The sequence below is a fragment of the Enterococcus sp. FDAARGOS_375 genome, assembly GCF_002393265.1.
Taxonomy (GTDB): Bacteria; Bacillota; Bacilli; order Lactobacillales; family Enterococcaceae; genus Enterococcus_D; species Enterococcus_D innesii.
The window spans coordinates 101,149-113,900 of sequence record NZ_CP023514.1; the positions used below are offsets into that span (position 1 = coordinate 101,149).

The 12,752-nt window shown below is 36.7% G+C and carries 11 protein-coding genes; 10 read left to right on the forward strand and 1 reads right to left on the reverse strand.

Annotated features, from left to right (window positions below; translation table 11 throughout):
- Positions 1-100 precede the first annotated feature (100 nt).
- Entirely contained in the window at positions 101-781 is a 681-nt protein-coding gene (locus tag CO692_RS00710; protein WP_192940702.1) for an IS6 family transposase, read from the reverse strand.
- A 405-nt stretch (positions 782-1,186) separates the two neighbouring features.
- On the opposite strand from CO692_RS00710, the gene CO692_RS00715 reads away from it, so the two are divergent.
- From CO692_RS00715 to CO692_RS00760, 10 genes are all read left to right on the forward strand, one after another.
- The gene (locus CO692_RS00715) at positions 1,187-3,433 is read left to right on the forward strand and encodes an McrB family protein (protein WP_226818083.1); all 2,247 of its coding nucleotides are present in this window, start codon (positions 1,187-1,189) and stop codon (positions 3,431-3,433) included.
- Positions 3,420-4,751, forward strand: coding sequence for a 5-methylcytosine restriction system specificity protein McrC (locus CO692_RS00720; protein ID WP_096741257.1), 1,332 nt, complete (start codon positions 3,420-3,422; stop codon positions 4,749-4,751). The genes CO692_RS00715 and CO692_RS00720 overlap by 14 nt, the downstream gene beginning before the upstream one ends.
- Before the next feature lie 264 nt (positions 4,752-5,015).
- Positions 5,016-6,029 (forward strand): LacI family DNA-binding transcriptional regulator, encoded by a 1,014-nt coding sequence (locus CO692_RS00725; RefSeq protein ID WP_096741258.1) that lies wholly within the window; start codon positions 5,016-5,018, stop codon positions 6,027-6,029.
- Positions 6,030-6,114: 85 nt separating this feature from the next.
- Positions 6,115-6,411, forward strand: a complete 297-nt coding sequence (locus CO692_RS00730; protein ID WP_096741259.1) for a hypothetical protein — start codon at positions 6,115-6,117, stop codon at positions 6,409-6,411.
- Positions 6,383-7,375, forward strand: a complete 993-nt coding sequence (locus tag CO692_RS00735) for an ABC transporter substrate-binding protein (protein ID WP_096741260.1) — start codon at positions 6,383-6,385, stop codon at positions 7,373-7,375. The genes CO692_RS00730 and CO692_RS00735 overlap by 29 nt, the downstream gene beginning before the upstream one ends.
- 15 nt (positions 7,376-7,390) lie before the next feature.
- Entirely contained in the window at positions 7,391-8,257 is an 867-nt protein-coding gene (locus CO692_RS00740) for a carbohydrate ABC transporter permease (protein ID WP_096741261.1), read from the forward strand.
- Positions 8,257-9,051 carry a carbohydrate ABC transporter permease gene (locus tag CO692_RS00745; protein ID WP_096741262.1) on the forward strand — a complete coding sequence of 265 codons (795 nt, stop codon included), beginning with the start codon at positions 8,257-8,259 and terminating at the stop codon, positions 9,049-9,051. Before CO692_RS00740 ends, CO692_RS00745 begins: the two co-directional genes overlap by 1 nt.
- Positions 9,052-9,063: 12 nt before the next feature.
- Positions 9,064-10,677, forward strand: a complete 1,614-nt coding sequence (locus CO692_RS00750) for a glycoside hydrolase family 66 protein (protein WP_096741263.1) — start codon at positions 9,064-9,066, stop codon at positions 10,675-10,677.
- Positions 10,678-10,698: 21 nt separating this feature from the next.
- The gene (locus tag CO692_RS00755; protein WP_096741264.1) at positions 10,699-12,318 is read left to right on the forward strand and encodes a glycoside hydrolase family 13 protein; all 1,620 of its coding nucleotides are present in this window, start codon (positions 10,699-10,701) and stop codon (positions 12,316-12,318) included.
- A gap of 145 nt (positions 12,319-12,463) precedes the next feature.
- Positions 12,464-12,685 carry a hypothetical protein gene (locus CO692_RS00760; RefSeq protein WP_096741265.1) on the forward strand — a complete coding sequence of 74 codons (222 nt, stop codon included), beginning with the start codon at positions 12,464-12,466 and terminating at the stop codon, positions 12,683-12,685.
- Positions 12,686-12,752 lie beyond the last annotated feature (67 nt).

A 12,752-nucleotide genomic window follows, 5' to 3' on the forward strand; every position in this document is an offset into this window, starting at 1 on the left:
TTATTATGGGATTTTGACTTTATCTTTTATTACTGTTGGATTATTCGGTTCTGTTGTAAAGTTTTAAATAAAGAATAAAATCCCTTACGGTATCTATGATTTAAGCTGGGATTCCCAATAATACCTTGATTTCAGTACAGACCGAAAACCCGAAGAGAGTGCCTTCTTTTCGGGTTTTCTTATATAATCCTCGAATGGCTCCCATGCCTTTAATCGTGGTAGAGGCAGTGCGTAAACTTCGATAGAATTTATTGCGTCTCTTTACTGGACGATGGTCTTGTTCAATCAAATTATTCAGGTATTTAATGGTACGATGTTCTGTTCCTTGATAAAAGCCGTATTCTTTTAGTTTCTTAAAGGCACTTGTAAAAGAGGGGGCTTTATCTGTGACTACAACCTTCGGTTCATCAAACTGCTTCACTAACCGCTTAAGAAAAGCATAGGCTGCTTGTGTGTCCCGTTTTTTACGTAACCAAATATCCAAGGTTAAACCATCTGCATCGATGGCTCGATACAAATAATGCCATTTTCCTTTAATTTTGATGTACGTTTCATCCATTTTCCATGAATAAAAGGATTTTTTATTTTTCTTTTTCCAAATTTGATAGAGTAGTTTGCCATATTCTTGCACCCAACGATAAATCGTCGTATGAGAAACGTTAATGCCACGATCATATAAGATTTCTTGAACTTCACGATAGCTAAGGTTATAACGAAGATAGTAGCCCACGGCTGCAATAATCAAATCCTGCTGAAATTGCTTTCCTTTAAAATGACTCATCGTCATTCCTCCTGCTATCTTTTTCTATTATTCTACCTTATCTGATAGTAGATTTAAAACTTTGCAACAGAACCATATAAAGCGGTTTGGAGTTTCTATTTTAGCTTTTCTCAAGCGATTTTTAGAAGCTAAAATTTTGTTAGTAGAAATTAATCTGAGAATTCATCGGGAAGTAATCGTCAACTCTTCAAAGAGTAAAGATGATTACTTTCTTTTTTTGTTATTTATAATTAAATGTTTTATTCTAGAACCAATGCGAGAATTAGATTAATAAAACTCCTATAATTAATAACCTAATTCAACCAATATTTATTAAAAAAATTGGTTTGATAACGTTTACTTCAAAGGAGCTAGTGTGTGTTAAAATCTAATTATTGAGTGATTATCAGAAATGAGGGAAGACAAGTGGTAAGTCAGAAGAATTATTATTTCGTTGGGGCTAATATTGATGGGAATGATCAAACGGATCAGTTCGTCAAAGAAGGAAAATGGGTGCTTGGTTGGCTTGGAGAAGAAGAAAATACACAATATAAAAAGATGCGCTCAAAGCTTGATGCAATGAGTCCGGGCGATAAAATTATTATTAAGTCAACTTATACAAAAAAGAATGGACTTCCTTTTGAGAATCCGTCTGGTGAATATTTATCAGTAATGAATCTAAAGGCTTCCGGAACAGTCCAACGAAATCTTAATGATGGGCATACCATCCTAGTAGACTGGGATCGGGAGTTTAAGCCGAAAGAATGGTACTTTTTCACAGGTCGCGAGACAATTTGGAACGTTTCATCTTCGCCTTTTGAAGAGGCAAAAAAATTAATTGAGTATGTCGAGAGTGACAACATCCAAGATTATTCGTGGTTTCTAAGTCAACCAGATTGGTCGAAGTATCTGAAGCCAAGAGAAGAAGTTATCTCTAGTGAAGATCTTATGGTATTTCGAGAATATCTCGATAGTTTTATTGAAGTTGTCAACAATAGTCGAGGAAATATTGGGATAGATAAAAACGGAAAAGAAATAGAAAATTATGTAGTTGGTGGTTCCAGAGAGCGAGCAAAGTTGTCTACTGGGCTTCCGCTAGGCAGAAAATTCGCTGGCACTGGCAATAGACTGTATAGGTATCCGTATGTCAATAATGATAATTGGACGAATTTATATTTTGACTGGAAACCAGAGTATTTTGATAAGCCCACTTTATTTGTGTCGATTCCGAATAAGCCGTCGAAGTATTTTAGTCATCCTTTGGAAGAAGGAATCAATGTAACGTTTGGTAAAAATCCGAATGAAGTATTTGGGTATGAAGCTGTGTCTTCAGTCGATGCAATCGACTATGAAGAATTACTAAAGGCAATGATTAAGCTTACGAACCATGAGAAATTTGATGAATCTAGTGAGGAGGAGAGCGAGTCCATGAGAGAAGAGTATTGTAATCCTCACACGAAAGAACTGCTAATCGCCAAGAATCTAATTTTTAGAGGAGCACCGGGAACGGGGAAAACGTTTCTTGCACAGCAGATTGCTGCAGATCTAATTTCTGGTGGACGGACTGCCACATTAGAGGAGCTTACACCGGAAGAACTGAATCAAATGGCTTTTGTTCAATTTCATCCAAGCTATGACTATACTGATTTTGTAGAAGGGTTGCGACCTGTTACGGATGATGAAACGGGTCAAATTGGTTTTGAATTATGTCCTGGTGTCTTCAAAGAGTTTTGTACATTAGCTAGGAAATCAAAGAAGATAGGGGGCATAGATAATTTTGATGAAGCGTGGGAGAAGTTTTTCGAGGCGGTAAATGAAGCTCAAGACAAAACAGGTGACATAACTGCGACATACAACATTAAGACAATCACTTACGAAAAAGATATGCATTTACAAAGTTATGTACGTGGGGATATGGAAGGTGTTTGGGAATATGGAAAAAGAGGAAGGTATTATAATAAAGAGCAGTGTCGCAATATCTATCAAGGAAAACCGGGAGTTCCACAGGGGGGATTAGATAGTTATCGTAAGGCTATTGTCGCACATCTAAAAGAAGCGTTTGGTCTTAAAGACTATGTTCCTGCTTCTGATAGTACTGATGCAAAACCATATATTTTTATCATTGATGAAATCAATCGCGGTGAGATTTCGAAAATATTTGGGGAACTCTTCTTTTCGGTAGATCCAGGTTATCGCGGTCCGTTGGGGGCAGTCGCAACGCAGTATGAAAATTTACACGAGAGTTCGGAAGAAAAATTTTATATTCCTGATAATGTTTATATCATTGGAACTATGAACGATATTGATCGTTCGGTAGACAGTTTTGACTTTGCGATGCGTCGACGTTTTAGATTTATTGAAATCACGGCAGAGCAAAGTTGTGATATGTTAATGTATCTTGGAGAAAAAGAGCAGATTGCTCGAAAAAGGCTGACCTCTTTAAATGTTGCTATTTCAAATGTTAGTGAATTGAATCCTAATTATCATATAGGAGCGGCATATTTTCTGAAATTGAAAGATTTGGACGAAGAACAACTGTGGAACGATTATTTGAAGCCTCTTCTTCAAGACTATATCCGGGGAATGTATGAAGAAGATAAAATAATGGATTCTTTCTATCAAGCATACAAACTGGTTAGTAGCGACGAAGGCGACGATTATGAAACTAATTGATAATTGTAAAAATCACTTAGTAGATAGCGTTCGACGCGAGATTCCTCGACTAGCGGCTCTTTTAGAAGACAAGACTCTTTTTAATCTTGAACAGAAGGGAATATTTGTCTTTCCAGAGTTAATAAAAGACGCCGAGGACTTAACAGGTGATCAAATAGTCTTACAAAAAGTCGATGATTACTATTGTACGGGCAACGTCATGGGTTATTTGGGTTGTGGCAGTGAACAGATGACTATTAGCTCACGTTTTTCTGAAGGGGAGACCGATTTTTTATTTCAGTATTTATTAGAGAAAGTACTAGATATTCCAAATATTTTTAATCTTCATGTGCAAATAAATCAAAAAGAAAGAGTACAGGACTTACTAATCTTTTTGTTTCCGATGTACTTAAGAAAAGCTATGCGTAAAGGTATATACAAAACATATATTAATAGAAATTATAATAGTGCTAACGTAAGAGGGCGGATTAATGTGGAGTGTCATATTAAACAAAATACTCCATTTACAGGTAAAGTGGCATATAGTCAAAGAGAATTTTCTTATGATAATAATCTTATGGAATTAATCAGGCATACTATAGAGTTTGTTAAAACAAAATCCTATCATTTGGCCATTGCTTCAAAAATACGTGAAGAAGCTTCAAGTGTGATTGAAGTGACAAAGGGCTATAATTTCTATGACCGGCGCAAGATCGTCCTAGAAAATAAGCAGAACCCGGTTCGACATGCTTATTATCGTGAGTATAGACAGTTACAGCTTCTTTGTATAATGATTCTGCAATACGACCGACATCAATTTGGTGAAGGGTCTAAAGAAGTAAATGGAATACTATTTGATGGCGCATGGCTGTGGGAGGAATATATCAACTTATTGATTAAGGATTCTTTTTATCATCCGCAAAATAAAGGTGGTAAAGGTGCACAACGTTTGTTCTTATCTGCTAGTAGTGGACGGCAATTAGGATTAATCTATCCTGATTTTATCAGTAGAGATTGTACAAACCGAATCATAGCGGATGCGAAGTACAAACCAATTGAAAATATTGGAAATCGGGACTATTTACAAGTTTTAGCTTACATGTTTCGTTTCGACGCATCGAGAGGTTTCTATCTTTATCCTGAAAACGGTGAGAAACATATCGAGAAATTTAATTTACAAAAAGGAACAACTTACGAAAAAAATGTAACCACTCGGGAAGAAATTGAAGTTAAAAAAATAGGATTACTTATACCACGTAATTGTGAAAGATACTCGGAGTTTGTTGACTTAATAAAAGTAAATGAAAAAATTTTTATTTCAGAAATTCTTGATGAGTAGGTGTAAGATCACAATTTTTTTGAAAATGTAACATTCCAGCATTAATCTATTCAATTGTTAATGTTCATCTATGTCGTTTTCGATAATTCGAATCTATGACTAAGCAGTGGATTCAAACTATTTGATTGAAAGTTGCGGCGAAATTACTAGTAATTCGTCGCATTTTTCTTGGTCTTGCTAATTTGATACGTTCTTGGTGTTGATATTTACAAGAAAACGCTTATAATAGGTGTTACCGAACACCTTAAAGGAGATGTTTCTATAGTGGTAACTATTAAAGACTTAGCAAAGGTAGCTGGAGTTAGTCCGACGACGGTATCTAACGTTCTTCACGGACGTGTAAATAAAGTTTCTGAAGAAACTTTGGAAAAGGTTCAAAGTGCCATCGACGAGATGAACTATGTATCGAACATGGGAGGGCGTCTATTAGCTCGTCGTGGGTCAAAAATCATCGGTGTGATTATGACTTACGCCCGAAGAGAAGAAAATAATGCCACGGAATTTCCTTTTTATAGTGAAATTATCGGTGCCTTAGAGGATACGATTCGAGAGAGTGGTTATTATATGATGCTCTATACTTCAGCAAGTATAGACGAGAGTATGAAACTTGCTCAAGCTTGGGATATTGAAGGGCTTATAGTTCTTGGGAATACTCCGGATGAAGCAAAACTATTCTATGAGAGTAGCAGTGTACCAGTAGTATTTATTGATACGTACGGTAGTGAAATACCCAACGTTGGTATTGATGATAAACATTCCATGAAAGGGTTGGTTGAGTATTTAATTGATTTGGGTCACAAAAAAATTGCTTTTCTATCAGATTCTGAGGTGTTGATTGGGGTTGATGAGGCTAGGTTTGCTGGCTACTGTGAGGCTATGTTAGGAAACGGTTTAGAGGCTGGTGAGAAGAGTCTTTTTCATTTGAGTTTTAGAGACTCTATCCGTAGAGCCATGTTGAAAGAGTTATATGTTAATAAGTTTTATGGTTACACGGCGCTTTGTTTTTCATCTGATTACTATGCCGTCGATGCGATCAGTTTCTTATCTGAACTTGGCGCAAGAATACCGGAAGATATTTCGATTACAGGATTTGACAACAATGTTTTAGCGAAGTTTTCTAACCCGAGACTTACAACGGTCAATCAAAATGTGAGTGAAAAGGGGACAGTGGCAGTTACTGAATTAGTAAAGATGATAAAAAAGGGAGAAAAAGAAATTGTTGAGCGAAACCTTGATACATTCATAGTTGAAGGTCAGTCGACGAAATTTATTTTTTAAAATACTTGAAAACGGTATCAGCGTGTGATATATTTCTTTGTGTAATTTAGTGTTACGAAACACCAAAAATATTGGAGGTTATATCATGAAAAGATTGGTTAAGATTTCAGTATTAACAGGAGTTGCTCTCTTGGCATTGAGTTTGACTGGGTGTGGTGCTACGGGAAACAAAAATTCTTCCAAAGAAGTGAAGTTCTTCAATGGTAAAACAGAGTCTGTAGAGCTAATGGATGATTTGATTGAAGAGTTTAACTCAAAAAATAAAGATTTTAAAGTCGTTCAAGAGTTCCAAAAGGATGCAAGTAGCGCATTGCAAACCAAGTTTGCTTCTGGGGATGTTCCAGATATTGTAAGTGCTGATATCACGCGATTACATCGATAATGATCTTTTCTTAGATCTATCAAAAGAAGATTTTTGGGATAACGTAGATCCTTCAATCAAGGAAATGGTGACTGATGTTAAGAGCAACAAGCAGTTCAAAGTAGCTCTTGCTAAAAGTATTGGAGGTGTCTTTTACAATAAAGATATTATTTCAGAAGTAAAAACGGATACGTGGGAGAATTTCGTGTCATCAATTAAAACGAACAAAAAAGACGTAACACCTATGTTCCTTGGTGGTAAAGATTCATGGACTCTTGGTCAACTCATGGAATTCTGGGGACATGGTTTAGTTAAACAAGATTATTCGATTGTCGAAGCGAAAAAGTATTTTATTGATAATGATCAAGACGTTTTGAAATTCGCTAAAAATGATGGTCCTATTGGTGTGTTTGCTCAAAGAATTGAATCAATGAAAAAAGATGGAATAATCAATGAAAATGCAGCAACAGCTTCTTATGACGACCAAATTGCTAACTTTGCTTCCGGAAAAGTAGCATGTATCCCTCAAGGTATTTGGGCGGTTAGTTTAATCAAAGAGAAGAATCCTGACATGAATATCGGTTTTGCGGCGTTTGCTCCAATGGAGGATGGTAAAAAGCCAGTTGTGTTGTCAGCAGAGGACTCAACGCTTGGTATTCCAGCAAAAAGTAAAAACCAAGATGGTGCTAAAGCGTTTATCAAGTTCCTGTTAGAAAAAGAAAATTTAAAAAAATACAGTGAAACATTACATTTGCCATCAGCTTACAGTGATGTAGATTCTAAATGGATTGATAATCCAGAAGAATACGAGTCAGTAATCAAAGATAGTGTACCTGTAGGATTTACTGTTTTCCCATCAGGATTTTCCGGTGATGATAGCGGTCGTTATGTCCAAGCATTCCTTTCAGGTCAATACAAAACTGCAAACGATTTCGTTAAAGCGTACTCGGATGCGTGGAATAAAGCTTGGGACGATTCTAAGTGAAAGCGGTGAGACAAAGTGCGTAAAAAAAGAATAGATTATTTATTCGCACTTCCTGCGTTTATAGTATTTTTTATCTTCTTTATTTATCCTTTCCTAAATGGATTTTGGTTGAGTTTGACTAAATGGAACGGATACACTGATCCGATTTTTATTGGATTGGAAAATTTCAAAAATATCCTGAAAGACCCTCGTGCATTGAGTGCTATTAAAAATACAGTTGTATTTGCCTTATTCAGCACGCCACTACTAAATCTTTTCGGGCTGATGTATGCCTTATTGCTAGAGAACTCAAAGTCAAAAATGGTAAAACTTACAAGAATTTTCGTATACGTTCCAGCGATTATTTCACCATTAATTATGGGGTATGTTTGGTTCTTCATTATGAAGAGTGGTGGTACCGCGCAAGAGTTATTTGCTCAATTGGGTATGAATGGATTGGTCTTTGACTGGTTAGCTGATCCTAAATTGGCTTTAGCGTTGATAATTCTAGTTAATACTTGGCAATTCTCGGGAATGACTATGATTATCTATCTTTCTGCATTACAGGCGATTCCAGAAGAGCTTTACGAAGCAGCGGATATTGATGGTGCGAATTATTGGAATAAATTGATCGATGTAAAATTGCCGAATATTACTTCGGCAATTACGGTCAACATTCTAACTAATATCATTGGTTCTTTAGCAATTTTTGATGCGATTGTAGCTCTGACGGATGGCGGACCTGGTTATGCAACAGAATCACTGAGTATGTATATCATGAGAATGTCATATGGTGGTTCTACCGGCTATGCGGTAGCAGTTGCAATCATCATGTTCTTTATCACACTAATTCCTGTAATGGCGTATATCTTGGCAACTAAGAAGAAGGGACTGGCGATTTAATGAGCAAGAAATTTTTGATTGGTATTCACCGAGTTGTCTTGGTCCTTCTATGTCTTATTGCAATGATTCCATTTATTGTTCTGATTAAACTGGCTTTTTTCAATAATCAATCGGAATTTACATTGGAAAATTTTAGTGAGGTCATGAATAAGTTTGATATTTTTCGGGCTTTTGGAAATTCAGCTGTGATAACGGTTGGTGCAGTCGTTATTTTGCTCTTTTGTTCGAGTCTTGCTGGCTATTCAATTTCGAGAAATAAGATAGTGGTTAATAAGCTCATTTACTATACCTTTCTGTTTTGTATGATGATACCGGCAGTTATTAATAGTGTTCCGCTGTACAAAGTAATGCAAGCAATTGGTGGTATCAATTCACGTGTTGCGATGATGTTTTTGTTAGCTGCAAACAGTATGCCATTTGCAACTTTTCTAATTGCGGGTTACATGTCTAACATTCCGATTGAATTAGAAGAAGCGGCAGCAATTGATGGTGCATCAGTTATCCAGCGATTTAGCAGAATTATTTTGCCTATGCTAAAGCCTGTATTTATGAGCGTTGTTATCATTCAAGGAATCGGGATTTGGAACAACTATGCTCAAGTAGTTTTCTATTTACAAGATGCGAAGGTACAGACAATTCCTTTGGCAATGCAGTTGTTCTTCCAACAGTTTGGAGCTCAATGGCATCTTATGTCTTCTGCAACTATTATCGCAATGGTGCCAGCATTGATTACATTTATCTTTGGACAAAAATACTTTATGAGCGGATTAAATTCCGGATCAGTGAAAGGGTAGAGAGAAAATATAATGATAGTATTATTTCCAGTAAAAGCACAATTTAGAGAAGGTGAGCCTATCTCGTTTCATATAGAGAATTGTGTAGATGAAACAGTTAATTTACAAATTTTTTCAGTAGGTAAACCTGTTTTTAACAAAACGGTCGAGATCAAAGAGGGAATAATTGAACTTCCAGAATTTGAAGCGCGTCGTGGTGGCTATTTAGTTGAAGTAACTTCCTCAGATAAAGTGGTCGTACAGACTGCTTTTGATGTTGATTCAGATATGATTCGTTACGGCTTTCTGAGTGATTTTTTTCAAGGTGGAGAAAATGAGAATCAATCAATTCGTTGGATGAATAAATTACATCTTAACTATATTCAATATTATGATTGGATGTATCGCCATGATGATTTGATTCCGCAAACTGAGATTTTCGAAGATTTGTTAGGACGTAAATTGTCCAGTAATACGATTCAAAGTAGAATCAAACAGGCCCGAGAAGCCGGAATGGTAAACATTGCCTATGGTGCAATTTACGGAGGAACGAATGATTTCGCAGCTGCTAATCCTGATTGGAGAATGTATGATAAGAACGGACAACCAATTGGCTTCTTTGACTTCTTGTCAATCATGAATGTTAATAAAGAGAGCGGTTGGCATGACCATATAATCAATGAGTATAAAAAAGCTGTTGAATATGGTTTCGATGGAATTCATATGGATACTTACGGGTTTCCTAAGGAAGCTCGCAACGCAAAAGGAGAAATACTAGATTTACCCGAAGATTTTGGTCAATTGATTGATGACTCAAAGGCTGTATTAAAAGAAGTTAATGAAGATGTTAAGTTGATATTCAATAATGTTGGGAACTGGCCTGTATATTCTGTTGCCAATAGGGATCAAGAAGCTATCTACATTGAAGTTTGGGATCCATATTCAACCTATCAAGGAATTGAAGAGATTATCACTAACGCTCGTCGTGAAAATAAGGAAAAGCAGATAATTTTGGCTGCTTATCTGAAACCTTTCGAATATGAAGTGACAGAGAAAACATACAATTCGCTGTGGTTATTAACTGCAATTATTACTAGTCTAGGTGCAAGTCATCTGATTCATGGAGAAAATGGTGGGATAATCACAGAAGGTTACTACGCTAAATACTTCCATGTAGAAGAATCAAGCAAAAAAGAACAGATTAGAAGATATTACGACTACATTACTTTCTTGGCAGAATTTTGGAGAATTAATGCGTTAAGCGATGCTTCCCGTACTCATTTCTTAGGTGATAATAGAGAATATGTATCTGACTGTGAATATTTAACACCAAATTTGGAGGCAGGAAAAATTTGGACGAATATCCGTCAAAATGATATGATGAAATTCATTAACTTTGTGAACCTTACTGGGGCTCAGGATACCATTTGGAATCATCAAAAGGATATTCAAGAAAGTGATGTATTTAGTCTTAAGATTTTAATGAATCGAGAAATTAAGGCAGTCACTTATCTTACTCCAGATGGAGACGTTATCAAATTTGATAGTTTAGCTTATAATATTGAAGAGAGTGAATTTGGTCCATACCTAGTAGTGGAAATACCTAGACTTCTAGTTTGGGGAACGCTAATTATTGAGATGGACTGAGTTTGAATTGAGGTAGAGACAATGGAGAAAAAATGGTGGCAAAACTCGGTGGTATACCAAGTATATCCCCGCAGTTTTCAAGATACAGATGGTGATGGTGTCGGTGATTTAAAAGGGATCATCCAACGTTTGGACTATCTGGAAAATTTAGGAATTGATGCGATTTGGTTATCACCAGTCTATAAATCGCCAAATGATGATAATGGGTACGATATCAGCGATTATCAAGATATCATGGATGAATTTGGCACGATGACGGACATGGATCAGTTGATTGCGGAAGGGAAGAAACGCAATATCCGGATTATTATGGATTTAGTTGTCAATCACACGTCTGACGAGCATAAATGGTTTGTTGAAGCTAAAAAAAGCAAAGACAATGAATACCGAGACTACTATATCTGGCGTGATGGCGTAGATGGTGATGTGCCCAGCGGACTACGTTCAACTTTTAGTGGAACGGCCTGGGAGTTTGATGAAACCACTGGACAATATTTCCTTCATTTATTCAGTAAACGCCAACCAGATTTGAATTGGGAAAATGAAAAGGTTCGTCAAGAGGTCTACGATATGATGAACTTTTGGATCGATAAAGGCGTTGGTGGCTTCCGGATGGACGTGATTGATTTGATTGGCAAAATTCCCGATCAAAAAATCACGGGCAACGGCCCTAAGTTACACGATTATCTACAAGAAATGAATCAAGCAACGTTTGGTGACAAAGACTTGATGACGGTTGGTGAAACGTGGGGTGCGACACCTGAAATCGCCAAAATGTACTCTGATCCAAAACGCCAAGAACTTTCAATGGTGTTTCAATTTGAACATGTGGGGCTTGACCAACAAGATGGCAAAGAAAAATGGGATTTAAAACCTTTGGCAATCAAAGATTTAAAAGTGGCCTTGTCAAAATGGCAAAATTCCTTAGGCAATGAAGGGTGGAACAGTCTTTTTTGGAACAACCATGACTTGCCACGAATTGTCTCCCGTTGGGGCAATGACACAAAATACCATAAGCAAAGCGCGAAATTATTCGCGATTCTGTTACACATGATGAAGGGGACGCCCTACATCTACCAAGGGGAAGAAATCGGGATGACCAATTATCCGATTTCTGATATTTCCGAAGCAGAAGATATTGAAACCATTAATATGTACAACGAACGGATTGCACAGGGGTATGCTAAGGAAGATATTATTGCATCCATCAATGCCAAGGGTCGAGACAACGCGCGGACGCCAATGCAGTGGGATGATAGTGAAAATGGTGGCTTTACCACTGGAACTCCTTGGTTGCACGTAAATCCCAATTACAAGACCATCAATGTCAAAGCGGAATTAGCTGACCCTGATTCAATTTTCTACACCTATAAGAAGTTGATCGAATTGCGTAAGCAAAACGAGATTGTGGTTTGGGGTAGCTATCACTTGTTGGAAGAGACGGCAGATGAAGTCTTTGCCTATATTCGTGAGCTGGATGGCGAAAGATGGTTAGTTGTGACAAATATTAGCGAAGAGAACAATACGTTCGAAATGCCGAGTGATGGTAAGGAAGTCATCATTTCTAATTATGAAGGAAGTAATCGTTTAAGTGGTGAAGTGGAATTGAAACCTTATGAGGCATTTGTGGTGAAAATTTGAAACATAAGATACCGTAGAGTCGACAGTATGTGCTGTCGACTTACTATATTATCTATCTTTGATATCTCACTATTACATCAGCAAATATTTGAAAGCGGTATCAAAAAATCTGGTATAATTGATAAAAAGAAATGGAGGAGTAGGTATGAGAACTCTATATGTAACAAATGAATGGGATGGATATGGAAAACAAAACTATTATTGGCATGAATATCGAATGGAAGGTGATTTAATAGTTAAGTACAAGTGTAATAGACAGAAGTTTTTTGATGGAAATGAAAATGGATGGGAAGAAAGTGAAAAGGAAGTCGAAAGTTGGAATATTGATGACTCAGATCTTCCCGACTGGTTAAGACAATATATATAAATCTAATTAATTAGTTACTGTACTAGTAGATAAATATGATTCCAATTATACTAAACTAGAAAGCCCC

Bases quoted from the DNA above. Each gene is read 5' to 3' on its own strand.
- CO692_RS00710 (WP_192940702.1), bottom strand. From the start codon at position 781: ATGAGTCATTTTAAAGGAAAGCAATTTCAGCAGGATTTGATTATTGCA.
- CO692_RS00720 (WP_096741257.1), top strand. From the start codon at position 3,420: ATGAAACTAATTGATAATTGTAAAAATCACTTAGTAGATAGCGTTCGA.
- CO692_RS00730 (WP_096741259.1), top strand. From the start codon at position 6,115: ATGAAAAGATTGGTTAAGATTTCAGTATTAACAGGAGTTGCTCTCTTG.
- CO692_RS00745 (WP_096741262.1), top strand. From the start codon at position 8,257: ATGAGCAAGAAATTTTTGATTGGTATTCACCGAGTTGTCTTGGTCCTT.
- CO692_RS00750 (WP_096741263.1), top strand. From the start codon at position 9,064: ATGATAGTATTATTTCCAGTAAAAGCACAATTTAGAGAAGGTGAGCCT.
- CO692_RS00755 (WP_096741264.1), top strand. From the start codon at position 10,699: ATGGAGAAAAAATGGTGGCAAAACTCGGTGGTATACCAAGTATATCCC.
- CO692_RS00760 (WP_096741265.1), top strand. From the start codon at position 12,464: ATGAGAACTCTATATGTAACAAATGAATGGGATGGATATGGAAAACAA.